The following is a 25,262-nucleotide window of genomic DNA, read 5'->3' as shown; positions in this document are numbered from 1 at the left end:
AGGCTCTGGCGGGCGCCCATGGCAACCGCCGGGGCTTGCTCTCATAATGGCGACTTCTCTTCTCCAAGGACCCGTTTTGGCCAGGAAGTCTCGACGCGAACTCGCCCAGCTCGATGGCACCGCGCTGCCTCTCACCGTGCGCGAGGTCGCCCTCGCCGCCGGGGTGTCGCCCATTACCGTATCCCGGGCGCTGCACCGCCCGACCCTGGTGAGCGCTGCCACCCGCGAGCATGTCCTGGCCGTGGTCAAGGAGCTGGGCTACGTGCCCAATCTGCTGGCGGGCAGCCTCGCCTCCAGCAAGAGCCGGCTGGTGGCCATCCTGTTGCCCACCATCGCCAACTCCATCTATGCCACGGTGGTGCAGGCGATCATGGAACGCCTCACCGAGGCCGGCTACCAGGCGCTGATCGGGCCCACCGGCTACTCCCCGGAAAAGGAAGAGGAGCTGCTAGAAGCCATCCTCGGCCGCCGGCCCGATGGCATCGTGCTCACCGGCACCCTGCACACCCCAGCCAGTCGCGAGCGCCTCGCGGCGCTGAACATCCCCGTGGTGGAAGCCTGGGATCTGAGCGAAGAAGCCCTGGACATGCAGGTGGGCTTCTCCCATGAGCAGGTCGGCGTCGCCCTGGCCGACCACTTCGTTGCCCGCGGTTATCGCCGCTTCGGGGTGATCTCGGTGGACGATCCCCGCGCCATGCGCCGCAACCTGGCACTGCAGGCGCGGCTTGCCGCCCTGGGCGTCACCGAGGTACCCATGGAAGTCCTGCCCCTGCCGGCCACCTGGGAGGTCGGTCGCATCGGCCTCGCGCGGTTGCTGGCAAGGCCCGAGCCCGCGGAACTGGTGCTGTGCAGCTCAGACACCCTGGCGCTGGGCGTGGTCGCCGAGGCTACCAGCCGCGGCTTGAGCATTCCCGAGCAGCTGGCCGTGATCGGCTTCGGCGACACCACCAATGGTCGTTTCGCCAATCCGGCGCTGTCCACGGTCAGCGTCAACGCCGACGCCATGGGTCACCGCGTGGCTCAATCACTGCTCGATCGGCTGGCCGGCGATCAGCGGACCGTCCGCCTGGATACCGGCTTCGTGCTGATCGAACGCCAGAGCTCCTAGTGCGGTAGACCAGGCGTCACCCACACCATTTTGACGGCACTTTTTTGACCTGGCAGGCGTCGCCCTTCTTGCAATAGCGCTGCCATGACTCGTCATGGCGTCTGGCACAAATCGCCAACCGCTCAACCGTGCCTGTAGGATTTTTCGAAGCACCACGCTGACCAGTTTTTTGCGCCTTGCCACAGATTTACCGGTTGAATGATAGCGTTATCTGTTTAATGATACCGCTATCGTTGTCAGACGACTTACAACCTAAGACCGCTGCTCGATCTCCGCCCGCACACAAAAACAACCAGTGGGAGCTATCCATGCAAGACACCAAGCAGACGCGCGTCCGCTATCTGATCCTGTTCATGTTGTTCGTGGTGACCACGATCAACTATGCGGACCGCGCCACCATCGCCATCGCCGGCTCCAGCCTGCAGAAAGACCTTGGCATCAGTGCCGTCTCCCTCGGCTACGTCTTCTCCGCCTTCGGTTGGGCCTATGTGCTCGGCCAGATCCCGGGCGGCTGGCTGCTCGACCGCTTCGGTTCGAAGAAGGTCTATGCCGCAAGCATCTTCACCTGGTCGGTGTTCACCCTGCTGCAGGGCTACATCGGTGAATTCGGCATCGGCACCGCGGTATTCCTGCTGTTCGCCCTGAGATTCATGGTCGGCCTGGCCGAAGCCCCCTCCTTCCCCGGTAACGCCCGCATCGTCGCCGCCTGGTTCCCCACCAAGGAGCGCGGCACCGCCTCGGCCATCTTCAACTCCGCGCAATACTTCGCCACCGTGCTGTTCGCGCCGCTGATGGGCTGGATCGTCTACACCTTCGGCTGGCAGCACGTCTTCGTGGTGATGGGCGTACTGGGCATCGCCTTCTCGGCGGTCTGGATGGCGGTGATCTATAGCCCGCGCGAACATCCCCGCGCCAATGCCGCCGAGGTCGAGTACATCGCCAGCAACGGCGGCCTGGTCGACCTGGACACCCCCGGCAAGAAGAGCGAGGGTCCGAAGTGGAGCTACATCGGCCAGCTGCTGACCAACCGCATGATGGCCGGCATCTACCTGGGCCAGTTCTGCATCAACGCCCTCACCTACTTCTTCCTCACCTGGTTCCCCGTGTACCTGGTGCAGGAACGCGGCATGACCATCCTCAAGGCCGGCATCATCGCCTCCCTCCCGGCGATCTGCGGCTTCATCGGTGGCGTGCTGGGCGGGGTGATCTCCGACTACCTGCTGCGTCGTGGCAACAGCCTGAGCGTGGCGCGCAAGACCCCCATCGTCGCCGGCATGCTGCTGTCGATGAGCATGATCCTGTGCAACTACGTCGACGCCGACTGGATGGTAGTGGGCTTCATGGCCATGGCCTTCTTCGGCAAGGGCATCGGCGCCCTGGGCTGGGCGGTGGTCTCCGACACCACGCCCAAGCAGATCGCCGGTCTTTCGGGTGGCCTGTTCAACACCATCGGCAACCTGTCCTCCATCAGTACTCCGATCATCATCGGCTACATCATCGCCGCCACCGGCTCCTTCAAGATGGCCCTGGTGTTCGTCGGTGCCAATGCCCTGGTGGCCGCCATCAGTTACCTGTTCGTCGTGGGCGAGATAAAACGCGTCGAGTTGCGCGGCGTCACCACGCCGCCTGCCGAAGCCCCGCTCGCCGCTGAAACCTCTCGCTGATCGACAAGGAGCCCGACCATGACTCAATTCAATGCCTCCCCAGCCCTGCACACCGGCACGCCCTTGGTCACCTCGCTGGAAGTCGTCCCCGTTGCCGGCCAGGACAGCATGCTGCTCAACCTCAGCGGCGCCCATGGTCCCTATTTCACCCGCAACGTGCTGATCCTCAAGGACAACGCCGGTCGTACCGGTGTCGGCGAGGTACCCGGCGGCGAGACCATCCGCCAGACGCTGGAAGACGCCCGCCAATTCCTCATCGGCCAGCCGCTGGGCCAGTACCAGCGCATCCTCGGCCAGGTCCGCCAGGCCTTTGCTGGCCGCGATGCCAGCGGCCGCGGCCTGCAGACCTTCGACCTGCGCGTCGCCATCCATGCGGTGACCGCCATCGAAGCCGCCCTGCTCGACCTGCTCGGTCAGCACCTGGAGGTACCGGTAGCCGCCCTGCTCGGCGAAGGCCAGCAGCGCGATGCCGTGGAGATGCTCGGCTACCTGTTCTATGTCGGCGACCGCAACAAGACCACCCTGGACTATCGCAGCGAAGCCGAGAGCGACGACGCCTGGTTCCGCGTGCGCAACGAAGAGGCCCTGACCCCCGAGACCGTGGTGCGCCTGGCCGAGGCGGCCTACGACCGCTACGGCTTCAAGGACTTCAAGCTCAAGGGCGGGGTGCTCAGCGGCGACGCCGAGATCGAGGCGGTCACTGCCCTGGCCGAGCGCTTTCCCGAGGCGCGCGTCACCCTGGACCCCAATGGCGCCTGGTCGCTCAAGGAAGCCATCCGCCTGTGCCGCGACCAGCACCACGTGCTGGCCTATGCCGAAGATCCCTGTGGCGCCGAGAACGGCTACTCCGGTCGCGAAGTCATGGCGGAGTTCCGTCGCGCCACCGGCCTGCCCACCGCCACCAACATGATCGCCACCGACTGGCGCCAGATGGGCCATGCCATCCAGCTGCAATCGGTGGACATCCCCCTGGCCGATCCGCACTTCTGGACCATGCAGGGTTCGGTGCGGGTGGCGCAGATGTGCAACGACTGGGGCCTGACCTGGGGTTCGCACTCCAACAACCACTTCGACATCTCCCTGGCCATGTTCACCCATGTCGCCGCCGCGGCGCCGGGCAAGATCACCGCCATCGACACCCACTGGATCTGGCAGGACGGCCAGCGCCTCACCCGCCAGCCCCTGGAGATCAAGGGCGGCCTGGTCGAGGTGCCGCAGCAGGGTGGCCTGGGCGTGGAACTGGACCTGGACGCCCTCGGCCGCGCCCACGAGCTGTACAAGACCAAGGGCCTGGGTGCGCGGGACGACGCCATGGCCATGCAATTCCTCTCGCCCAACTGGACCTTCGATAACAAGAAGCCCTGCCTGGTGCGCTAGGCCCTCGGCCCGCCAACAGCGCCCGCTCCGGACTCTCCGGGGCGGGCGCTGTTTCCGTTCCAGCGTCCGAAACATCGCTTTACACTTACCGATAGCCTGCTAAGCGTTCGTTAAGCTCACCGGTTCGACACTGAACCCAAGGTATCTCGCAACCCTGCCCGATACCCCCGCGGTTCCAGTTACTTTCGTATCCGGGAGAAGCACATGAACCTCAATCGTCGTATCGCCAAGAGCCTTCTCGTCCTGACCCTCGCCTCGGTGTTTTCCACCGCCGCCCTGGCCGACACCCGACCCGACATCGCCACCCAGCAGGTCGCCACCCTGCCGGCGATCTCCCAGCAGGGCCAGCAGGCCTTCATGGACGTGGTCGCCGCCCGCCAGGACCTCTTCGAGGCCCATGTCGATCAGGCCAAGCAGCAACTGGCCGCCGCCGAAAGCGCGCTGCAGACCGCCCAAACCGACAAGACCGCCTACCTCAAGTCGGCCAGGGACCTGCGGGGTCAGGACGGCAAACTCATGGAGGTCTCCGCGCAGGACGCCAAGGCCACGTCCTGGCTGCCGATCTGGAGCGGCATGGCGCTGCGTGACGACTATGTCGCCACTCCGGCCAAGAACCAGGCCGTGGCCCAGGCCAACGAGAAGATCCAGCAGGGCGATACCAAGACCGCCGGCGAGATCCTCAAGGTGGCCGGCGTCGACGTGGACTACTCGACCGCCGTGCTGCCGGCCCAGGAAACCCTGGACCTGGTGCACCGGGCCAATCAGGAGCTGGGCCATGAGCAATACTGGCAGGCCAACCTGACGCTCAAGCAGGTGCAGAACAGCCTGAGATACGACAACGCCAACGTCGACGTGACCCCCACCAGCTGGTTCTCCAGGACCACCACGGTCTTCACCCCGGTCGACAAGACCTGAGCCGGGCGCAGGCCCCTGAGGCCCACAGAATCGTTAACTTCAGCGTAACGATTCCGTCCTCAGGTTGATTGAATGCCAGGCAGCCGAGGTCTAGGGTGGCTCCACGACAGGTGATTCGTGGAGACCACAATGACAACGACATCCTCCCCACCGGCTCGGATCGCCAGGCGCCGCAGTGACAAGCAGCAGCGCCTGGACCGGGTGGCCGCGCTGGCCGATGGCAAGGTGTTGCCCACCGCCTCCATCGTCGCCGCGCTGGAACAGCTGCTGGCCCCCGGTGACCGGGTGGTGCTGGAAGGCAACAACCAGAAGCAGGCCGACTTCCTCTCCCGCAGCCTGGCCCAGGTCGATCCGGCCAAGCTGCATGACCTGCACATGATCATGCCCAGCGTGGGTCGCGCCGAGCACCTGGACCTGTTCGAGCGCGGCATCGCCCGCAAGCTGGACTTCTCCTTTGCCGGCACCCAGAGCCTGAGGATCAGCCAGCTGCTTGAGGACGGGCTGCTGGAAGTCGGCGCCATCCATACCTACATCGAACTCTATGCCCGGCTGCTGGTGGACCTGATTCCCAAGGTGGTACTCAGCGCCGGCTTCATGGCCGATCGCGCCGGCAACATCTACACCGGCCCCAGCACCGAGGACAGCCCGGCGCTGATCGAGCCGGCGGCCTTCAGCGACGGCATCGTCATCGTCCAGGTCAACCAACTGGTGGACGATGTCTCCGAACTGCCGCGGGTGGATATCCCGGCGGACTGGGTGGATTTCGTGGTGGTGGCCGACCGGCCCTTCTATATCGAGCCGCTGTTCACCCGCGATCCGCGCCACATCAAGCCGGTGCACGTACTGATGGCGATGATGGCGATCCGCGGCATCTACGAACGTCACCAGGTGCAGTCGCTCAACCATGGCATCGGCTTCAATACCGCCGCCATCGAGTTGATGCTGCCCACCTACGGCGAGCGCCTGGGCCTCAAGGGCAAGATCTGCCGGCACTGGACCCTGAATCCGCATCCCACGCTGATCCCCGCCATCGAGAGCGGCTGGGTGGAAAGCGTGCACTGCTTTGGCACCGAGCTGGGCATGGAGGGCTATATCGCCCAGCGCCCGGACGTCTTCTTCACCGGTCGCGATGGCTCGCTGAGATCCAACCGGCTGCTCTGCCAGCTGGCCGGTCAGTACGCCGTGGACCTCTTCATCGGCGCCACTCTGCAGGTGGATGGCGACGGCCATTCCTCCACCGTGACGCGTGGTCGCCTCGCCGGCTTCGGTGGCGCGCCCAACATGGGCCATGATCCGCACGGTCGGCGTCACCCCACCCCGGCCTGGCTGGACATGCGGCAGCAGACCGGTGACAGCGCGCCCGCCCTGCTGGAACGCGGCAGGAAGCTGGTAGTGCAGATGGTCGAGACTTTCCAGGAAGGCGGCAAACCTACCTTCGTCGACACCCTGGATGCGGTGGAGGTGGCGCGCAAGACTAGCATGCCGCTGGCGCCCATCATGGTCTATGGCGACGACGTCACCCACCTGCTCACCGAAGAAGGCATCGCCTATCTCTACCGGGCGCGCTCGCTGGAGGAACGCCGGGCGATGATCGCCGCCGTGGCCGGGGTCACCGCCATTGGCCTGCGCAGCGACCCGGCCGAGGCCCGGCGCCTGCGCCAGGAAGGCCTGGTAGCCCTGCCCGAGGACCTCGGCATCCGCCGCACCGACGCCAGCCGCGAGCTGCTCGCGGCCAAGAGCATCAGCGAGCTGGTGGAGTGGTCGGGCGGGCTCTATCAACCCCCCGCCAAGTTCAGGAGCTGGTGATGCGCGCCCTCGCCCGCCTTGCCCCGTCACCCGCCGAGCGCCTGGCCGATCTGGCCGTTTCCGCCCTGGTGGACGAAGCCGAACTCTCGCCCAAGCCGGCCCTGGTGGATCGCCGCGGCCAGGGCGCCCACAGTGACCTCAGTCTTGGCCTGATGCTGACCTCGGCCCAGGCCCTGCAGCCCTGTTTCCAGGCCATGGCCGAAGCCGCAGAGCGAGGGCTGCCTGCCGCCGAACTGCGCCGCCTGATCGGCCAACTGGGGCGTGACGGCGAAGCCGCCATGCTGCAGGTCACCGGCGGGGTCAATACCCATCGCGGCGCTATCTGGGCGCTGGGGCTGCTGGTGACGGCGACCGTGCATGAACGTCCGACTTCAGCCCAAGCGCTGTGCCTGGCGGCCGGTCGCCTGGCCAGCCTGCCCGATCCGGGAGCGCCCCAGGCCGCGCCCAGCCATGGCCAGCGCGTCGCCCAGCGCTATGGCGTCGGCGGTGCCCGGGCCGAGGCCGCCGCGGGCTTTCCCGCCATCCACCAGCGCGGCCTGCCGCAGCTGCGCGCCAGCCGCCAGGCCAGTGCCGGCGAACAGAACGCTCGCCTGGATGCACTCCTGGCCATCATGACCGCGCTGGACGATACCTGTGTGTTGCACCGCGCGGGCCCCGCGGCCCTCACCACCATGCAGCAGGGCGCCCACGCCGTGCTGCAGGCCGGGGGCAGCGCCAGTCTCGCCGGGCGCCGCCAGCTGCTGACCCTGGACCGCCAGTTGCTGGCCGCCAATGCCTCCCCCGGCGGCGCCGCCGATCTGCTGGCCGCCACCCTTCTCGTCGATCGCCTGGAGCCCCGGCTCCCTGGAGACCTCTGATGGAACACTTCACCTGCAGCTATCCGGCCAGCCAGCGCCGCCAGGGTCGCGCCCTGGTGGGCTGTGTCGGTTCGGGGGACCTGGAAGTCCTCCTCGAACCCGCCAACGCCGACTTCACCCTCAAGGTGACCACCTCGGTCAACGGCAGCGAGCCTCGCTGGCGTGCCCTCTTCGACCGGCTGTTCGCTACCCGCGAGGACCTGCCGGCCCTGACCCTGGACATCCATGACTTCGGCGCCACCCCTGGCGTGGTGCGCCTGCGCCTGGAGCAGGGCCTGGAAACCCTCGACCTGGAGGAAAGCACCCATGGCTGAAGCCCCTCTTCCCGATGTCCAGGAGCTGCTGCACAGCCGCAGCTTCGTCGAACTCGGCGCCCGCGAGCGGGCCCGTGTGGTGCTCGATGCCGGCAGCTTTCGCGAGCTGGTCGGGCCCTTCGAGCGACTGATGTCGCCGTGGTTGCCCAAGCAGGGCATCGTCTGCCAGGCCGATGACGGCGTGGTGGTGGCCATGGGGCTGATCGACGGCCAGCCCGCGGTGGTCTGCGCCATCGAGGGCGCCTTCCAGGGCGGCAGCATGGGTGAAGTGGGCGGCGCCAAGATCGCCGGTGCCCTGGAGCTGGCGCTGGAAGACAACCTCGCCGGCACCCCGACCCGCGCGGTGCTGTTGCTGGAAACCGGCGGTGTGCGCCTGCAGGAGGCCAATCTGGGCCTGGCCGCCATCGCCGAGATCCAGGCCGCCATCGTCGCCCTGCGTGCGCATCAGCCGGTCATCGGCGTCATCGCCGGCAGCGTTGGTTGCTTTGGCGGCATGTCCATCGCCGCCGGCCTATGCAGCCAGCTGATCGTCACCCGCGAGGCACGCCTGGGACTCAATGGTCCCCAGGTGATCGAACAGGAAGCCGGCATCGAGGAATACGATTCCCGCGATCGCCCCTTCATCTGGAGCCTGACCGGCGGCGAACAGCGGGTCGCCACGGGTCTGGCCGACGTCTTCGTCGCCGACGACAGCACCGCCGTGACCGCTGCCATACGCCAGGGCTTCGCGGACGGCGGTGCAGCTCCCCTACGCAGCCAGCAGGCCGAGGCCTATCTGGCACGCCTTGCCGACCTCGACACCGGCCCCCAGGCGGATGCCGCGGCGGTTCGCCACCTCTATGCGGGAGATCAGCCATGAGCACCCAGCCTTCGCAACGCGGCCTGACCTGGTTCCAGGCCCTCGCCGGCCAGGGTGAAACCGGCACGGGCCTGCCCGCCTCCCTGCGCGTCGCCGACCTCGAACTGGCCGGCCGGCCCGCACGCTGGCTGGCCGTGGTGCCCGATACCGACAATCCCTTCCCCCGCGCCCGGCAGGGCGAGGTCGGCCTGCTGGAAGGTTGGGGCCTGGCCCGGGCGATCCAGCAGGCCGTCACCCAGGATCGCGACGCCTCGGTAAAACGCACGTTGATCGCCCTGGTGGACGTGCCCAGCCAGGCCTACGGTCGCCGCGAAGAAGCCTATGGCATCCACCAGGCCCTGGCCGGAGCCGCGGGTGCCTATGCCGAGGCGCGCCTGGCCGGCCACCCGGTGCTGGGCCTGCTGGTGGGCAAGGCCATGTCCGGGGGCTTTCTGGCCCACGGCTACCAGGCCAATCGGCTGCTGGCCCTGCGTGATCCCCAGGTACAGGTGCATGCGATGGGCAAGGCCTCGGCGGCGCGGGTGACCCTGCGCAGCGTCGAAGACCTGGAGCGCCTGGCCGCCGACATCCCGCCCATGGCCTACGACCTGGACAGCTATGCCTCCCTGGGCCTGCTCTGGCGCCAGCTGCAAGTCGCTCAGCCCGACCAGCCCTCGGCCGCCGATCTGGAGCAGGTACGCCAGGCCCTGGCCGAGGCCCAGGCAGATGTGCTCGCCAGCGGCGCCACCGATCTCAAACTGCGTCTGGACGGCGCCAATCGCGCGGCCTCTCGCGAGGTGCGCGAGCGCCTGCGGGCAGGTTGGAAGGCGTGATGAGCAGGCGGAAGAGCCCGTTGGGCTTCGCTGATGCTCAACCCAACCTACCGGACACCCCTGTAGGTTGGGTTGAGCGCAGCGAAGCCCAACACAGGCCCCACGACCTCCTCTGGGGCCTGACCCCGGACGCCTTGCCCGCGCACGCTCCACTCTGGGCCCACCAGATCGCTCAGACTGGGCTGCCCGTGGTGGTGCGCCGAATCGCACCCGAGGCCGGCCGCATCCCCGTCGGCCTGCGCGGTGCCACCCGCGCCGAGCGCTTGGCGGCCTGGCTGGCACCGACCGCCGTAGTGCAACAGCGCGCGCCTGAAAACCTGCGGATCGCTGAGGGCTGCCGCGATCTACCTGTCTTCGACACCCTGGCCCGCGTGCAAACCCTGCTCGATGACCTGGGGCTGCCCTGGGGTCCTACCGGTGCTGCCGGTTACGAACTGGCCTCTGGCTGGCCGGCGCTGCATGCCGGCAGCGATCTGGACCTGCTGGTCCGCTGCGACGTCCCGCTGCCTCGCGATCAGGCACGAGCGCTGCTGGCGTCGCTACAGGCGCAGGCACTCTGCCGGCTGGACATCCTCCTCGAAACCCCGCATGGCGGCGTCGCTCTCGCCGATTGGGCCGGAAGCGCGCCAAGGGTGCTGCTCAAGACCGTTGCCGGTCCCCAGCTGGTTAGCGATCCCTGGCCAGGGGAGCGCGCCGCATGAGCACCCTCTTCCAGTTTCCCGGCCAGGGCGCCCAGCGTCCCGGCCTGCTGCATGCCCTGCCCGCGGAGCCCGAGGTCCGGCGCACCCTGGAGGAAGCCACCAAGGTGCTGGAAGCCGATCCCCTGAGCCTGGACACCGCGCACGCCCTGGAACACACCCGCGCCGTCCAACTGTGCCTGCTGATCGCCGGCGTCGCCACCGCGCGCCTGCTGCTCAATCGCGGACCGGCGCCGCAGCTGGTGGCGGGTCTGTCGATTGGCGCCTATGCCGCGGCGGTGGTGGCCGAGGCCCTGGACTTCGCCGACGCCCTGCGCCTGGTGGCCCTTCGCGGCGAGCTAATGCAGACGGCCTATCCCAAGGGCTACGGCATGCTGGCGATCCTTGGTTTGGACCGTGCCACGGTGGAAGGGCTGGTCGCTGACCACCATCGTGCCGAAGCGCCTATTTATCTGGCCAACGCCAATGCCGAACAGCAATACGTAGTCGCGGGTAACGACGCCGGCCTGGCAGTGCTGTCCGAGGCGGCGCGCACCCAGGGCGCCGCGGCGGCCAAGCGCCTGGCCATGAGCGTGCCCTCTCACTGCCCCCTGCTCGCCGAAGCCGCCCAGACACTCAACCAGGCCTTTGGCGAGGTCGAGCTACGCGCGCCTCGGCTGGCCTATCTGAGCGGGACTTCCGCGCGGCGGCTGGTGCGCGCCGAGCAACTGGGTGACGACCTGGCCTTCAACATGGCGCGGCCCATCGAATGGCACGCCACCCTGGAAGCCGCCCGCGAACGCGGCGTGCGCCTGGCTATCGAACTGGCGCCCGGCAGCGTCCTCAGCCAACTGGCCAAGCGCGTCCTGCCTCCGGCTGGCGTACTGGCCTGGCAGGATACCCACCCCGAGACCCTGGACGCGCTCAGGCGCGAGGAGGCGGCCCGACTGGACTGAGCATTCCCCATACGGCGGCTGCCCTCACCCCAGCCCTTTCCTGAGGGAGAGGAGGTAAAAGCGAGGACAGTGGCCAGGCTTCACCCCACCCCAAGCACAACCGAGGACAACAACAATGATCATCTACGGTGTAGCTCTCCTGGCCGTCTGCATGCTTGCAGGCGTCATCATCGACGACTTCCTGGGCGTCTTGCTCGGGGTCAAGTCCAATGTCGGCGGGGTGGGCATCGCCATGCTCCTGCTGATCTGCGCCCGACTCTATATGGAGCGGCACGGTGGCATGAGCAAGGAATGCGAATTCGGCGTCGGCTTCTGGGGCGCGCTGTACATCCCGGTGGTGGTGGCCATGGCCGCCCAGCAGAACGTGGTCACCGCCCTGCATGGCGGACCCGTGGCAGTGCTGGCGGCCGTTGGCGCCGTGGGTATCTGCGGGGTGACCATCGCCCTGATCAGCCGCAGCCATCGCGGCGAACCGTTACCCCCGTTGCCGGACGCAGCCGTGGTACCCGCGCCAGCGGTCGCCCATGCCGCGCCGGCCGGAGGTCGCTAGGATGAACGACATCGTCACCAAAGCGCTGCAACACAATGGCCTGGTCGCTGCCTTCGCGCTGATCGGCCTGATCATGTGGATCTCGGTGGTCCTCTCCCGCCGGCTGACCTTTGGCCGGGTGCACGGCTCGGCCATCGCCATCGTCATCGGCCTGGTGCTGGCCTGGGTCGGGGGCACCGTCACCGGTGGCCAGAAAGGCCTGGCTGACCTGGCCCTGTTCTCCGGCATCGGCCTGATGGGGGGCGCCATGCTGCGTGACTTCGCCATCGTCGCCACCGCCTTCGAGGTGCAGGCCACCGAGGCACGCAAGGCGGGGATGATCGGCGCCGTGGCCCTGCTACTGGGTACGGTGCTCCCCTTTATCGTCGGCGCCGCCGTGGCCTGGGCCTTCGGCTATCGCGACGCCGTGAGCATGACCACCATCGGCGCCGGTGCGGTGACCTACATCGTCGGCCCGGTGACTGGCGCCGCCCTGGGCGCCAGTTCCGACGTCATGGCGCTGTCCATCGCTACCGGCCTGATCAAGGCAATCATCGTCATGGTGGCGACGCCCGCCTCGGCGCGGCTGCTGGCGCTGGACAATCCGCGCTCGGCAATGGTCTTCGGCGGCCTGGCAGGCACCGTCAGCGGCGTTACCGCCGGCCTCGCCGCCACCGATCGCCGGCTGGTGCCCTATGGTGCCCTCACCGCCACCTTCCACACCGGTCTGGGCTGCCTGCTGGGGCCGTCGCTGCTGTTTTTCTGCGTGCGGGCATTGGTCGGTTAATTACGCGCATACATCCGGCATTCAGCGACGAACGCGAGCAGATTGGGGTCGCGCTCGCGGCTACGCAGGAACACCGCACCAATGCGCTGCTGGAGGCGATAGCGCGGCGCCAGGGGCAACAGCTTGAGGCGGTTCTGGTAGACCGCCTCGACCCGCCCGGGCAGCAGCGCGTAGCCCACCCCGGAGCTGACCATGCTCATCAGCGAGAAGATGTCGTTGACCTGCATGATCACCTCCGGCTCGAAGCCGGCCTGGGCGAACACCTGGCGCCCGTCGCGAAAGGTGGCGAAGCCCTGGGTCAGGGTCACGAAGGGCACGCCGGCGAGGTCACGCAGGTCGACCTCGGCCTGGTCGGCGAAGGGCGAATCACTGGGCGCGGCGAGAAAGATGTCGTCACTGAACAGCTCCACGCTTTCGCAGTCGGCATCCACCACGGCGTCGTCCAGGGCCACCAGCATGGCGTCCAGCTTGAAGTCGTGCAGTTGCTCGGCGAGATCGGCGTTGGAGCCCAGCACCAGATCGATGTTGAGTTCGCTGCGCCTGAGCTTGAGCCCCATGATCAGCTGGGGCACGGTCTTGACCGTCAGCGAATAGAGCGCCCCCAGACGAAAACGATCAGCCGAGAAGCCCGCCGCCTGGCGCGTGAGCCGTACCGTCTCGGCCAGGTCCTGCATCAACCGTTCGGCACGGGCCTCCAGCACGAAGGCGCCGTCCAGCGGCGTCAGGGTGCGCCCCTCGTGCTTGAACAGCGGGCAGCGCAGGGCGTTTTCCAGCGAGTGGATGGCCCGATGCACGCTGACATGGCTGGTGCCCAGTTCAGCGGCGGCGCGTGCCAGGTTGCGACTGCGCATGAAGGCCAGAAAGATCTCCAGCTTGCGCAGGGTAAGTTCGTCGGTATCGGACATGGCGGCCAGCGAGCGAGGAAGATAGCTGCTCACCTTGCCCGTAAGGCCAGGCGGCGTCGAGGCCCGTGGCGGACTGGTCGTGAACGTCGGCACACCGTACCCTGCCCTGGCCTCGAAACAGGTCTGGGATCTATGCAACTGGAATGGCTGGAAGACTTCATCGAACTGGCGCGCACCCGTAGCTTCTCGCGTGCGGCGGAAAACCGCTTCGTAACCCACCCGGCTTTCGGCCGACGTATCCGAGCCCTGGAAGACTGGTGCGGCGCTTCGCTGATCCGTCGTCAGCAGCCCATCAGCCTGACGCCCGAGGGCCTGCTGCTGCTGGAAACGGCGCGCGAGGTGGTCGATCGGCTGAGCGAATGCCGCTCGCTGTTCCAGGGCGCCGCCCTGCAGCGCGAACAGCCGATCCGTATCGCTACGGGCCGTACGCTGGCCAGCGACTTTTTTCCGGAGTGGTACGACAGCCTCAGTGCGCGCTTCGGAGAATTTCCCGTCTCGCTCATTACCAGCGGTGCCCAGGAAGCCATCAGCCGACTGGCCGCGGGCGATGCCGATCTGATGCTGATCTTCAGCAGTCCGCTGACCGAACGACTGCTCGATCCGGCGCGCTTCGACTCCCTGGTCATCAGCCAGGACGAGCTGCTGCCCGTCAGCGCGCCGGATGCCGACGGGCAACCCCGCCACCGCCTGGACGATGGCGCTCCCGCCGTACCTTGGCTGGCCTTCGCACCGTCGCTGGCCCTGCGTGGCGTCCTGGCCCGGCATCTCGCCCGCCTGCCAGGCAAGCTGGCCATGCGCATGATCTACCAGGCCGACTCCTACCCCGCCATCCACCAGATGGCGCGGCGCGGCCACGGCCTGGCCTGGCTGCCCCGCATGGTGGTACGCGAGTCCCTGGCCCAGGGCAGTCTGGTGCTAGCGGGATCGGCCAGTCTGGTCGCCACCTTCGACATCTGCCTGCACCGGCTGCGCGGTCGCCACGATGAACGCCTCGAACGCATCTGGCAGACGCTGGCGGAAACTGCCTCATAACGGTGCACGGCGAAATAATCGGCTCCAGGCACTCGGCCAGCACGTAGGCTCTTGAGCCCCTGTGCCCACTTGGCCCTCAGTTGTGCCGAAACGGCAATTGAGCCACTGCCCAACCATGACCCAAGGTTGAACCTCACTCGTGAAGGCGCCGCCACCCTCGGCCGCGCTCCGCCAAGGGGAACCAGGCCATGTCGCACTCCATATCGACCCTTGCCAGCGCCGAGGCTGGCGCACCAGCCCGGCGCGGCTCCTGGAAGGAAATCTGCGCGGCCGGCATCGGCAACGCGCTGGAATTCTACGACCTGCTGATCTACGGCTACTTCGCCGTCATCATCAGCCGGCAGTTCTTTCCGGCGGAAAATGAAACCACCTCCCTGCTGCTGAGCGTGGCCACCTTCGCCATCTCCTTCATCATGCGGCCTCTGGGTGCCGTGGTGCTGGGCTCCTATACCGACCGCCGCGGTCGCAAGGCCTCGCTGACGCTGTCCATCGCCCTGATGATGATCGGCACCCTGCTGATGACCTGCGTGCCCACCTACGGCCAGATCGGCCTGCTGGCGCCGCTGATCGTGATCATCGCGCGGATGCTGCAGGGCTTTTCCAGCGGCGGCGAGTTCGGCGCCTGCACCGCCTTCATGGCCGAGAACGCCACCGAGGGTCGGCGCGGCTTCTTCGCCAGCTGGCAGCTGTCCACCCAGGGCCTGGCCACGGTCTTCGCCGCTGGCGTGGCGGCGGTCCTGAGCTATGTGCTCAGCCCGGCGCAGCTGGACGACTGGGGCTGGCGCCTGGCCTTCGGCATCGGTCTGCTGATCGGTCCTATCGGCCTGTATATCCGCCGGCAGATGGATGAAACCCCTGAATTCAAGGCGCTGGCCCGCCGCGAAGGCCCGGAGCCAACCCCGGTGCGGGATCTGCTGAAGGCCGACTGGCGCGTGCTGCTGCTGTGCATCGGCGTGGTGTCCGGCGCCACCGCCTTCAACTACGTGCACAAGCTGTACATGCCCACCTACGCCATGAAGCAACTGCACATCGCCGCCACCTCCTCCTTTCTGGGCGCCTTCATTACTGGCCTTGCCATCATGCTGATGTCCCCGGTATTCGGCATCCTGTCCGATCGCTTCGGCCGCCTGCGGGTGCTGGGCATCGCCATGACCCTGGTCGGCCTGTCGTCCTATCCGCTGTTCCTGCTCCTCAACGCCCTGCCCTCCATCACCACCCTGCTGCTGGTGCAGGCGCTGGTGGGCGTCTTGATCGCCGCATCCCTCGGGCCAATCCCGGCGATGCTGGCCGATGCCTTTCCCACCCGTACCCGCGGCTCGGGCCTGTCGCTGAGCTACAACTTCTCGGTCACGGCCTTTGGCGGCTTCGCCCCGTTGGTGGTGACCTGGATGATCAACAGCAGCGGCGACAACCTGGCCCCCAGCTATTACGTGATGGCCACCGCCGCCCTGAGCCTGGTCTCGATCCTGGCGCTGACCCGCGCCCGGCGCCACGTCCCGTCCTGATCCATCGCCGGGGCCCGGCCCCGGCCTGCCCACCCTAGGAGCCTGCCATGACCACTCTCGCCCAGATCCGTGCCGGTCTGCCCCGCTACCCCATCGAAGTCGCGTTTCCGGATGTCGACCGCTGGAAGACCGGCAACACCGGCATCGACTATGTCCACACCTTCGACAGCGGCGTCGAAGGTCCTCACGTGGCCATCATGGCCCTGACCCACGGTAACGAGGTCAGCGGCGCCATCGCCGTCGACGAATTGCTGAGCCGGGGTATCCGTCCGCGCCGCGGCAAGCTGACCCTGGCCTTTGGCAACGTGGCCGCCTATCACGCCTTCGACCCGGACGACATCGACGCCACCCGCTACCTGGAGGAGGACATGAATCGCGTCTGGCTGCCACAGCGACTCCAGGGTCCGGCCACCACGGCAGATTTGGCGCGTGCCCAGCAACTGCGCCCGCTGATCGACGAGATCGACTGGCTGCTGGATATCCATTCCATGCACGAGCATTCCGCGCCGCTGATGATGACCGGTCCCCTGGAAAAAGGGCTGCGTCTGGCCGCCCAGCTGGGTACGCCGGAATTTGTCATCGCCGACGCCGGGCATCAGAACGGTCGGCGCCTGCGCGACTTCGGCGGCTTTGGCGAAGGCGATAGCCCCAAGAACGCCCTGCTGATCGAAACCGGCCAGCACGTGCTGGCCGTGAGCCGCCAGATCGCCCTCGATTGCGTCGCGCGCTTCCTCCTATTGGCCGAGGTGGTGGATGAAGCTGCGGTGGCCGACCTGTTACAGGTGGCCAAGCCGGTGCGCCAGCGCTTCCTGCGGGTGACCGATGCCATCGTCGCGGACACCCTGGACTTTCGCTTCACCCAGGACTTCAAGGGCCTGGAGACCATCGCCGAAGCGGGCACCCTCATCGCCACCGACGGCGAGCGCGAGATCCGTACGCCCTACGCCAACTGTGTGCTGATCCAGCCCTCGATCCGCCACCTGGGTAGCGGTGTCACTGTCGTGCGCCTGGCGCGGGAGCTGGGCGAGGACGAAGTGCCGCGCTGAGCCGGGGAGTGAGGCGCTGCAGGTGCCGCTTGTCACACTGTCTTAGCAGGAACGAGGGTGATCCTTCGACCACTAAGGCACCTGCAGCCGTTCCCTGAGCAGCGCAACGAACGCCTGGGCCGCCGGGGTGAGGCTGCGGCCGGCGGGGGTCAGGATGCCCAGCGGGCGGGCCAGGCTTTCGCCGCGCACCGGCAGCGCCGCTACCGGCGCCTCACCGCCCGCCGATTCCGGCAGCAGGGCCACGCCCTGCCCGGCGGCCACCAGGGCCAGCAGAGTGCTCATGTAGTTCGCCTCCAGCGCCGCCACCAGGCGCAGGCCGGCGGCGGCGAAGGCGAAGTCCAGGCACTCGCGCACGCTGCTGTCACGCCCGGTCAGCAGCAAGGGTACGGCGTCGAGTTCGGCCAGGGTGATTTCCGTCCGCTCCGCCCAGGGATGGTCGCGGGGTACGAACAGCTGCAGGTGATCGACGTACAGCGGCTGAAAATCGAGCCCCACGGCGCGCGGGCGGACGCCAATGCCGAGATCGACATGACCTTCGTGCACCAGGGCCTCGACCCGTCCGGCCACCACGTCCTGCAAGCGGATTTCGATGGCCGGATGGCGCGCCTGAAAGACCCTCAGCAGTTCCGGAAAGGGCCCCATGAAAAACGACGGCAAGGCGGCGAGGGTGACCCGCCCGCGGCGCAGGCCAGCCAGGTCCCGGGCATGGGTCTGGACATCGCCCAGGTCCACTATGACCCGTTCCAGGGGGCCGCGCAGTTCTTCACCCGCGGTGGTCAGATGGACCCGCCGTGATGTGCGTTCGAGCAGCTGCACCTCAAGCCAGGCTTCGAGTTGCTGGATCTGCACGGTGAGCGCGGGCGGTGACAGGTGCAACTCCTCCGCGGCGCGGGCGAAGGAGCCATGGCGGGCCACGGCGAGAAAGGCCTGCACGTGCTGGAGCAGATTCTTCATTTTGTTTTTCTGAACGCTGCTTCGGAAGATTCCAATTTACAGGACGTCGGCCGTCTTCGAATACTGCGGGCACAACAACAAAACCTCCCGTGCGCCCGCTCGCCGCGCCACGGTCCAAGGAGTCCGCCATGCTTGCCCTGCTCGGTGTCGTCACCATTCTTGCGTTGCTCGTCGCGGTCATGAGCAAACGCGTTTCACCCCTGGTCGCCCTCATCGTCATCCCCATCGCCGCCGCCCTGATCGGTGGCTTCGGCCTGGGGACCAGCGCCTTCATCATCGCCGGGATCAAGGGCGTCGCCCCGGTGATCGGCATGTTCGTCTTCGCCATCCTGTTCTTCGGCATCATGACCGACGCCGGGATGCTCGATCCCATCATCGACCGCATCCTGCGCACCGTTGGCACCCGGCCGACGCGCATCGTTTGCGGCAGCGCCCTGCTCGCCCTGCTGGTGCACTTGGACGGCTCTGGCGCGGTGACTTTCTTGGTGACCATCCCCGCCATGCTGCCGCTCTATACCCGCCTTGGCCTGGATCGCCGCATCCTGGCCTGCGTCGCGGCCATGGCCGCCGGGGTCAATTTCCTGCCCTGGACCGGGCCGGTGCTGCGCTCGTCCGCCGCCCTGCACGTGCCGGTGGCCGATCTCTTCCAGCCGCTGATCCCCGTGCAGCTGGTGGGCCTGGCTTTCGTCTTCGCCAGTGCCTGGTGGCTCGGGCGCCGCGAGGAGAAGCGCCTGACCCTGGCCGGCCAGGCGCCCTGGCTGGACGCTGGTGGCGCGGGCGCTGCGCCGGAGCGGGTACTCAGCGACGCCGAGCGCGCCCTGCGCCGCCCTGGGCGTTTCTGGATCAATCTGCTGCTGACCCTGGTGGTGATGGGTGTGATGATCGCCGGCTGGGTCGATCCGGTGGTGATGTTCATGCTCGGCACCGTGGCCGCGCTGTGCCTGAACTACCCTTCGGTGGACGCTCAGAAGGCGCGGATCGACGCCCACGCCAAGACCGCCCTGACCATGGCCAGCATCCTCTTCGCCGCCGGCGTCTTCACCGGCATCATGCAGGGCAGCGGCATGCTCAAAGCCATGGCGCAGGTGGCGGTGGCCGGCATCCCAGCCGGGCATGGCCAACTGATCCCGGCGGTGGTGGGCTTCCTGTCCATGCCGCTGAGCCTGCTGTTCGATCCGGACTCCTTCTACTTCGGCGTCATGCCGGTGATTGCCGAGGTCGGCCGCAACCTGGGTGTCGACCCGGTGCAGGTGGCCCAGGCCTCGCTGCTCGGGGTGCACACCACCGGCTTCCCGGTCAGCCCCCTGACCCCGGCGACCTTCCTGCTGGTGGGCCTGTGCAAGCTGGACCTCGCCGATCACCAGCGCTTCACCATCCCCTTTCTGTTCGCGGCCTCCGTCCTGATGACCCTGACCGCCCTGCTCCTGGGAGTCTTCTAGATGACCCGTCTTCTTCGCATCGGCTGCGGCGCCGGCTATTCCGGTGATCGCATCGAGCCCGCCGTGGAGCTGGCCGAGCATGGCCGCCTCGACTACCTGGTGTTCGAATGCCTGGCCGAACGCACCATCGCCCTGGCGCAACAGGCGCGACTCGCCGATCCCGAGGCCGGCTTCGATCCGCTGCTGGAGGCGCGGATGCGGCGCATCCTGCCACTGCTGCGCCAGGCGGACCGTCCGCGCCTGCGGGTGATCACCAACATGGGCGCCGCCAACCCGACCGCCGCGGCGCGCAAGGTCGCCGCCCTGGCCCGGGAGCTGGGCGTCACAGGGCTGAAGATCGCCGCGGTAGCCGGCGACGATGTGCTGGCCCAGCTGCCGGCCGACGCCCTGCTGGACAATGGCCAGACCCTGGCCGAACTGGGCGACCGGGTGATCTCGGCCAACGCCTACCTGGGGGTGGACGGCATCGTCCAGGCCCTGGAAGCGGATGCCGATATCATCGTCACCGGCCGGGTAGCCGATCCCTCGCTGTTTCTCGCCCCCCTGGTGCACGAGTTTGGCTGGGCCGCGGATGACTGGGAGCGCCGCGGACGTGGCACCCTGGTCGGTCACCTGCTGGAATGCGCCGGTCAGGTCACTGGCGGCTACTTCGCCGACCCGGGCTACAAGGACGTCCCGGACCTCGCCCGCCTTGGGTTTCCCCTGGCGGAAGTAGACGCTGATGGCCACGCCACCATTACCAAGGTGGCCGGTTCCGGCGGCTGCGTGACCCCCGCGACCTGCACCGAGCAGTTGCTTTACGAAGTGCATGATCCAGCCGCCTACCTGACCCCCGACGTGACCGCCGATTTTTCTGGTGTCGCGCTACAGCAAGCGGGCCCGGACCGGGTATCCGTGAGCGGCGCTCGTGGCACCGCGCGGCCGGACCAGCTCAAGGTGTCGGTGGGCTATCGTGATGGCTGGCACGGTGAGGGTCAGCTCTCCTACGCGGGTCCCGGCGCCGTCGCCCGCGCCCGACTGGCCGCTGCCGTGGTACGCGAGCGTTTGCAACTCTGCGGCGTACCGGTCGAAGAGCTGCGCTGTGAGCTGATCGGCTGCGACGCTCTCCATGGTGAAACGCTCGCTGCCCGGGCGACCGGCGAACCCTGGGAGGTACGGCTGCGAATAGTTGGCCGCTGCGCCACCCGCGCGGCGGCAGTGCAGATCGGCAACGAGGTGGAAACCCTCTATACCAATGGCCCAGCGGGGGGCGGCGGTGCGACCAAGGCGGTGCGCGAGGTCATCGCCGTGGCTTCGCTGCTCTGGCCACGAACCGCCGTCACCCCTACCCTGGATCTGGAGACGCTGCCATGAAAGTACGCGAGATTGCCCACGTCCGTACCGGCGACAAGGGGGACACCTCGAACATGGCGGTGATCGCCTATCGTCGGGAAGATTTCGACCGCCTGCGCCAGGCCCTTACCGCCGAAAGGGTCGCGGCCTGGTTCGCCGACAGTCGCCCGACCGATGCCGCGCCCGTTCGCCGCTACGAGCTACCCGCCCTGGGCGCGCTGAACTTCGTGCTGCCAGGCGCCTTGCGCGGCGGCGTCACCCGCTCCCTGGCGCTGGACGCCCATGGCAAGGGCCTGGGCGCAGCCCTGCTGGACCTGGAACTGGACGACTGATCAGCCGCGGCGCGATACCCAGCCTGGAGCGCCAACCTCGCCGCCCGGCTGGGTCGTCAACAGCGGTGCTTCCGTATCGAGTGACACCTGGGCCACCTTGTGCTGAAGGATCGAAGCTCGTCCTGTCACGAAGCTGCCATCAGTCCCCAGCAAGCTGGGGTCCCTGATCGCACCCGTGGCCGAGGCCGCCTGATGGATAACCGCCGCGCTCCTCACTCGCTCAGTTCGCCCGGTATCACTCGACGTCCCTGCCTAATTACTGCGGCTGAACGCTGCCTGGCGCCGCAGGCACGGATCCAGCGCATCGCCGATGCCACGCGATGCCTGGTCGCACTCGGTCATGAGCGAATCCTACTGGTTTCAACGGCGGAGCGAGCCATGGCACTAACTGACGCCGAGCTGCAGGGACACTGCCAGATCATGCTGGCAGCCGGCCTGCCGCTCTTGCCCCGTCTGGAACTCGATGAGGTAAGCGAGCCAGTCTGGCCGAAGCTGACAACCTTGCTTAAAGAGGTCGCCCCCACCGCCTTGCTGTGCACTCAGCACGCACTGGTGGCAAGACTCAGAGGCGCCCTGCACCAGCACGCCGGGCTGCTGGGTTCTGTGCTTGTCGTGGGGCCAGGGGCCAGCGACCCGCAGAGGGGTACGACCTGGCATTGACCCCGTGGAGACATCTGGAAGCACCAGCCCCAACCAGACGTCTGCCGATTCTTTCCTCGCTCAGAAATTCGAACCCCGGATGCCCTGCCCGGCCTGATCGGGCTGCTGCAGGTTGCCCGAGGTATCGGCCTTGACCGAGTTCCAGTCGATCTCGGCGCGCTGCACCGCATCGGCCGTGAAGCGTTCGTTGAGTTCCGGCGCCAGGCGATGGCCCCAGTAGGCCATCTTCGCCTTGTAACCCACAGTGATTTCCTTTTGCGGTTGCAGCAACGCCCTGACAATGGCCTGGACCGCCTTGTCCGGTGCGTCCTTGGTCGGCAGATCGGGGCGGTGGCCGGTATAGGTGGCCGCATGGCCCCAGATCGGGGTATCCAGCGCCCAAGGCAGCACCGTCGACAGCTGAATGTTGGGCTGCCGACCACGCCGCAGTTCCTGCTGGAGCACACGGCCGAGGCTGAGCACCGCGGCCTTGGACGCCGAATAGGAGGCCTGGTAGGCATGGGGGATCTCGCCGTCGACCGACGCCACGTTGACCAGCCGGCCATAACCCTGGCGGCGGAAGCGCTGCATGGCCAGGTGGGTACCGATGACCACGCCTTTGACATTGGTATCCAACAGACGCAGGTGGTCGTCCAGCGGGATCTCTTCGAAGCGACCCACCGCGACGACGCCGGCATTGTTGATCCAGCCGTCGATACGACCGAAGCGCTGCTCAGCCTGCTCGGCCAGGGCATTCACCTGCGCCACGTCGGCGACGTCGGTCGGCACCACCAGGGCAGCGATGCCTAGCGCCTGCACCTCCACCGCCAGGGCTTCGAGTGCTTCGGTCCGCCGTGCGGCCAGCACCAGATTGGCACCACGCTGGGCCAGCGCCAGGGCCACACCGCGACCGACGCCACTGGAAGCGCCGGTGACGACGATGGTCCGGCCGAGCAGCTGCTGGCGATCAGGCCGCTCTGAGCGCCGGGACGAGGTGCGGTTCAGCAGGGCCAGGGCGGCAGGCAGGGCAAGTAACAGTGGCAGGGTACGCATCAGGGGTCTTCCTCGGGTCTGTGTCTGAGGTGTGACCCGCAGGCGACCGCGGTAACGTCCCGCTTGGGACGACCGGGGCCTGGCGCGACGACGGCAACCGCTTCGCTTGATCGGGGAGATCGCCGCGCCAGGGCAGCCGCCTTGCTCCATGACCGTTCGGCGGAAGACTTCAGTCTTCTGGCTGGCGATGCGGCATGACGATGCCATGCAGCTTGATCCGCCGATAGAGAGTGGCCCGGGACATACCCAGCGCTCGGGCAGCAGGAACGGCCTTCCAACGGTGGCGCACCAGCACGGAGAGGATCAATCGCCGTTCAGGGCTATCGACCTGTGGCTGTGGCTCCGTGGACAGCGGCACGTCTGGCCCCAGGCTGGCCGGCAGGTGATCGAGGGTGATGAGGGCGCCGTCGCAGAGCGCACAGGCGTAACGCAGCACATTGCGCAACTCGCGCACGTTGCCCGGCCAGTCGTGAGCGAGGATGGCCTCTTGCACCTGCGGTGCCATTTCCGGGATGGCACCGCTACCGCGCTCCTCCGCCAACAGGCGCTGCGCCAGGGCCAAACGGTCGGCGCGTTCACGCAGCGGTGGCAGCTGGAAGACGGCGCCGTTTAAGCGATAGAGCAAGTCTTCGCGAAACAGGCCGGCCGCGACCCGTTCGCCGAGATCCCGATGGGTGGCGCAGACCAGACGGACGTCCACCCGCCGTGGCTGGGCGCTGCCCACCGGCAGCACCTCGCCCTCGGCCAGCACGCGCAGCAGGCGAGTCTGCAGGACGAAGGGCATGTCGCCGATCTCGTCGAGAAACAGCGTGCCGCCATCGGCCGCCACGATCAGGCCGTCGCGGCCCTGGCGCTGGGCCCCGGTAAAGGCACCGGCCGCGTGGCCGAACAGCTCGCTCTCGATCAGGCTCTCCGGCAGCGCCGCGCAGTTGAGGGCGACGAAGGGCCGTCCTGCGCGATCACCGCCCTCGTGCAAGGCGCGGGCAAAGACCTCCTTGCCAGTACCCGTCTCACCCGTGACCAGGATTGGCAGGCCGTGGCGATAGAGGCGCTGGCCAGTCTGCAGTGCCTGGCTGATCCGTGGTTCCTGTTCCGGCTCAGCCTCGACCTGGGCGCGAACCAGGGGAATGACCACGCCCGCGCGCTGGCGTGGCGCCCGTACCCGGGCATGGAAGTGCGCTTCGCCCAGGCGCAGGGGTTCGCCATAGTCCTCCTGTAGCCGCGCCGAGGCGTCGCGACCGAACAACTCGTCGAGGCGCTGCGGCAGATAGCCCAGCTGGCTCAGGCAGAGCTGTCGGGCCGGACGATTCAGACCGGTCAGGCGACCGCTGGCATCCCAGGCGAGCAGAAATTCCGGCTGGGTGTCCAGGTAGCTGGCCTGGGCATGGCCGCAGAGCACCCAGTCCCCCCGGGCACTGTGCATGAAGTAGGCATTCTCGATGCGCTGGGCGCTGTCACGGGTGAATTGCTGGATCAGCAACTGGCTGCGGCGATCGTCCGGCGAGCGTGGCGCCGACACGTCCAGCACCCCGAGCAACTCGCCACCCGGGGCGAACACCGGCGCGGCGGTACAGGTCAGGCCGGTGAAGGCCACGCGGAAGTGATCGGCCTTGTGCACCGTTACTGGCGCCCGGTCGGTCAGCACCGCGGCCACGCCGCAGGTGCCCTCCTCCTGCTCGGACCAGCAGGTCCCCAGGTAGAGTCCGGCGCGGCGGCATTCCTCATCGAGCCGATCGCTGACCCGGTAGTCCAGGGTATGGCCCTGGGCATCGGCCAGCAGCACGCAATAGTCGGCGGCCTCGACCCGCCCATGCAGGGCCGCGAGTTCGCCGTCGGCCACGCGCAGGAAGTCTTCGGCGGCCTGCTGGTGCTGGCGCAATTCGTAGCGCGAGAGGATGCGCGGGCCCCGCAGGCTGCCCGGGTCGAGCTGATACTGCTCGAAGGAGCGCCGCCAGGAATCGAGGATGCGCCCGGGCGGACTGGCCGCGCGCAGCGGGGCGCGCAGGGCCTGGTCGATGGCGCGGGCGTGATAGCGGGCCTGGGTAGACAACATGGGCGTCTCTCCCTGAATTCCGGTCATGGCATGGAAGGCCGGTCATTGTTCTGCCCTTCATTTAGCGCTCCCCGGGCGCTGGCTTCAAGTCCGCCGCTCCGTGAGACGAATCGTCTCAGCGTCTCGCTGTTCCGCCATCGCTCTGAGACGAGCGGGCTCGTCCAGCCGCTCCCGACCAGACCGCTCCAGGTGCCTGCAGCCCGCGCCAGGCCTGACCCGTGAGGGATCGACGCCAACCTGGCACCGGCCTTGCTCTGGGCTCTGCGACGCTCCCATGACAACGACAAGAGGGCCAGACCCATGAGCGCATC

At 67.6% G+C, this 25,262-nt stretch carries 23 protein-coding genes; 19 read left to right on the top strand and 4 right to left on the bottom strand.

Features of this window, described 5'->3' with window-relative positions; translation table 11 throughout:
* Positions 1–76 precede the first annotated feature (76 nt).
* The 13 genes from ACUCV0_RS21505 (at position 77) to madM (ending at position 12,661) form a co-directional block, all read left to right on the top strand.
* The gene (locus tag ACUCV0_RS21505) at positions 77–1,108 is read left to right on the top strand and encodes a LacI family DNA-binding transcriptional regulator (RefSeq protein ID WP_059315051.1); all 1,032 of its coding nucleotides are present in this window, start codon (positions 77–79) and stop codon (positions 1,106–1,108) included.
* A 308-nt stretch (positions 1,109–1,416) separates the two neighbouring features.
* A complete protein-coding gene (locus ACUCV0_RS21500) occupies positions 1,417–2,772 on the top strand; it encodes an MFS transporter (RefSeq protein WP_059315052.1) in 1,356 nt (451 codons plus the stop codon).
* 18 nt (positions 2,773–2,790) lie between these two features.
* The gene (gudD, locus tag ACUCV0_RS21495; RefSeq protein ID WP_482213630.1) at positions 2,791–4,149 is read left to right on the top strand and encodes a glucarate dehydratase; all 1,359 of its coding nucleotides are present in this window, start codon (positions 2,791–2,793) and stop codon (positions 4,147–4,149) included.
* 204 nt (positions 4,150–4,353) lie between these two features.
* Positions 4,354–5,064, top strand: coding sequence for a YfdX family protein (locus ACUCV0_RS21490; protein WP_482213629.1), 711 nt, complete (start codon positions 4,354–4,356; stop codon positions 5,062–5,064).
* A 129-nt stretch (positions 5,065–5,193) separates the two neighbouring features.
* Complete coding sequence (gene mdcA, locus ACUCV0_RS21485) at positions 5,194–6,870, top strand: malonate decarboxylase subunit alpha (protein WP_482213628.1); 1,677 nt, start codon at positions 5,194–5,196, stop codon at positions 6,868–6,870.
* Positions 6,870–7,727, top strand: coding sequence for a triphosphoribosyl-dephospho-CoA synthase (locus ACUCV0_RS21480; protein WP_482213627.1), 858 nt, complete (start codon positions 6,870–6,872; stop codon positions 7,725–7,727). The genes mdcA and ACUCV0_RS21480 overlap by 1 nt, the downstream gene beginning before the upstream one ends.
* Positions 7,727–8,041, top strand: coding sequence for a malonate decarboxylase subunit delta (locus tag ACUCV0_RS21475; RefSeq protein WP_059315057.1), 315 nt, complete (start codon positions 7,727–7,729; stop codon positions 8,039–8,041). Before ACUCV0_RS21480 ends, ACUCV0_RS21475 begins: the two co-directional genes overlap by 1 nt.
* Entirely contained in the window at positions 8,034–8,900 is an 867-nt protein-coding gene (locus ACUCV0_RS21470; protein WP_482213626.1) for a biotin-independent malonate decarboxylase subunit beta, read from the top strand. The genes ACUCV0_RS21475 and ACUCV0_RS21470 overlap by 8 nt, the downstream gene beginning before the upstream one ends.
* Positions 8,897–9,712, top strand: a complete 816-nt coding sequence (gene mdcE, locus ACUCV0_RS21465; protein ID WP_313649835.1) for a biotin-independent malonate decarboxylase subunit gamma — start codon at positions 8,897–8,899, stop codon at positions 9,710–9,712. Before ACUCV0_RS21470 ends, mdcE begins: the two co-directional genes overlap by 4 nt.
* Positions 9,712–10,413 carry a malonate decarboxylase holo-ACP synthase gene (locus ACUCV0_RS21460; RefSeq protein WP_482213625.1) on the top strand — a complete coding sequence of 234 codons (702 nt, stop codon included), beginning with the start codon at positions 9,712–9,714 and terminating at the stop codon, positions 10,411–10,413. Before mdcE ends, ACUCV0_RS21460 begins: the two co-directional genes overlap by 1 nt.
* Positions 10,410–11,345: a malonate decarboxylase subunit epsilon gene (mdcH, locus tag ACUCV0_RS21455; RefSeq protein ID WP_482213624.1), complete on the top strand. Its 936-nt coding sequence runs from the start codon at positions 10,410–10,412 to the stop codon at positions 11,343–11,345. The genes ACUCV0_RS21460 and mdcH overlap by 4 nt, the downstream gene beginning before the upstream one ends.
* 115 nt (positions 11,346–11,460) lie before the next feature.
* Positions 11,461–11,895, top strand: a complete 435-nt coding sequence (madL, locus tag ACUCV0_RS21450) for a malonate transporter subunit MadL (RefSeq protein WP_482213623.1) — start codon at positions 11,461–11,463, stop codon at positions 11,893–11,895.
* 1 nt (position 11,896) lies between these two features.
* The gene (madM, locus tag ACUCV0_RS21445) at positions 11,897–12,661 is read left to right on the top strand and encodes a malonate transporter subunit MadM (protein ID WP_059315062.1); all 765 of its coding nucleotides are present in this window, start codon (positions 11,897–11,899) and stop codon (positions 12,659–12,661) included.
* Here madM and ACUCV0_RS21440 read toward each other — a convergent pair.
* Positions 12,658–13,566 (bottom strand): LysR family transcriptional regulator, encoded by a 909-nt coding sequence (locus tag ACUCV0_RS21440; protein ID WP_027599555.1) that lies wholly within the window; start codon positions 13,564–13,566, stop codon positions 12,658–12,660. The two genes, madM and ACUCV0_RS21440, sit on opposite strands and share 4 nt — an antisense overlap.
* A gap of 132 nt (positions 13,567–13,698) precedes the next feature.
* On the opposite strand from ACUCV0_RS21440, the gene ACUCV0_RS21435 reads away from it, so the two are divergent.
* From ACUCV0_RS21435 to ACUCV0_RS21425, 3 genes are all read left to right on the top strand, one after another.
* A complete protein-coding gene (locus tag ACUCV0_RS21435; RefSeq protein ID WP_482213622.1) occupies positions 13,699–14,598 on the top strand; it encodes a LysR family transcriptional regulator in 900 nt (299 codons plus the stop codon).
* 188 nt (positions 14,599–14,786) lie between these two features.
* Positions 14,787–16,103 carry an MFS transporter gene (locus tag ACUCV0_RS21430; RefSeq protein ID WP_482213621.1) on the top strand — a complete coding sequence of 439 codons (1,317 nt, stop codon included), beginning with the start codon at positions 14,787–14,789 and terminating at the stop codon, positions 16,101–16,103.
* A gap of 47 nt (positions 16,104–16,150) precedes the next feature.
* Entirely contained in the window at positions 16,151–17,149 is a 999-nt protein-coding gene (locus ACUCV0_RS21425; RefSeq protein ID WP_482213620.1) for a M14 family metallopeptidase, read from the top strand.
* A gap of 72 nt (positions 17,150–17,221) precedes the next feature.
* On the opposite strand, the gene ACUCV0_RS21420 is transcribed toward ACUCV0_RS21425, so the two are convergent.
* Complete coding sequence (locus tag ACUCV0_RS21420) at positions 17,222–18,103, bottom strand: LysR family transcriptional regulator (protein ID WP_482213619.1); 882 nt, start codon at positions 18,101–18,103, stop codon at positions 17,222–17,224.
* Between the two features lie 128 nt (positions 18,104–18,231).
* On the opposite strand from ACUCV0_RS21420, the gene ACUCV0_RS21415 reads away from it, so the two are divergent.
* Genes ACUCV0_RS21415 through ACUCV0_RS21405 form a run of 3 tightly spaced genes read left to right on the top strand, consistent with a single transcriptional unit; the run spans position 18,232 to position 21,206 of the window.
* Positions 18,232–19,542: a CitMHS family transporter gene (locus tag ACUCV0_RS21415; protein WP_059315068.1), complete on the top strand. Its 1,311-nt coding sequence runs from the start codon at positions 18,232–18,234 to the stop codon at positions 19,540–19,542.
* Positions 19,543–20,895 (top strand): acyclic terpene utilization AtuA family protein, encoded by a 1,353-nt coding sequence (locus ACUCV0_RS21410; protein WP_482213618.1) that lies wholly within the window; start codon positions 19,543–19,545, stop codon positions 20,893–20,895.
* Positions 20,892–21,206 (top strand): AtuA-related protein, encoded by a 315-nt coding sequence (locus tag ACUCV0_RS21405; RefSeq protein ID WP_313649091.1) that lies wholly within the window; start codon positions 20,892–20,894, stop codon positions 21,204–21,206. Before ACUCV0_RS21410 ends, ACUCV0_RS21405 begins: the two co-directional genes overlap by 4 nt.
* Before the next feature lie 720 nt (positions 21,207–21,926).
* Here ACUCV0_RS21405 and ACUCV0_RS21400 read toward each other — a convergent pair.
* Together ACUCV0_RS21400 and ACUCV0_RS21395 are read right to left on the bottom strand one after the other, a co-directional pair.
* A complete protein-coding gene (locus ACUCV0_RS21400) occupies positions 21,927–22,898 on the bottom strand; it encodes an SDR family NAD(P)-dependent oxidoreductase (RefSeq protein ID WP_482213617.1) in 972 nt (323 codons plus the stop codon).
* A gap of 169 nt (positions 22,899–23,067) precedes the next feature.
* On the bottom strand, positions 23,068–24,951 hold the full coding sequence (locus ACUCV0_RS21395) for a sigma-54-dependent Fis family transcriptional regulator (RefSeq protein ID WP_482213616.1): 1,884 nt from the start codon (positions 24,949–24,951) through the stop codon (positions 23,068–23,070).
* Positions 24,952–25,262 lie beyond the last annotated feature (311 nt).

It is taken from the genome of Pseudomonas sp. VMV1, from assembly GCF_056790235.1.
This window is presented reverse-complemented; position numbering and strand designations above follow the sequence as displayed.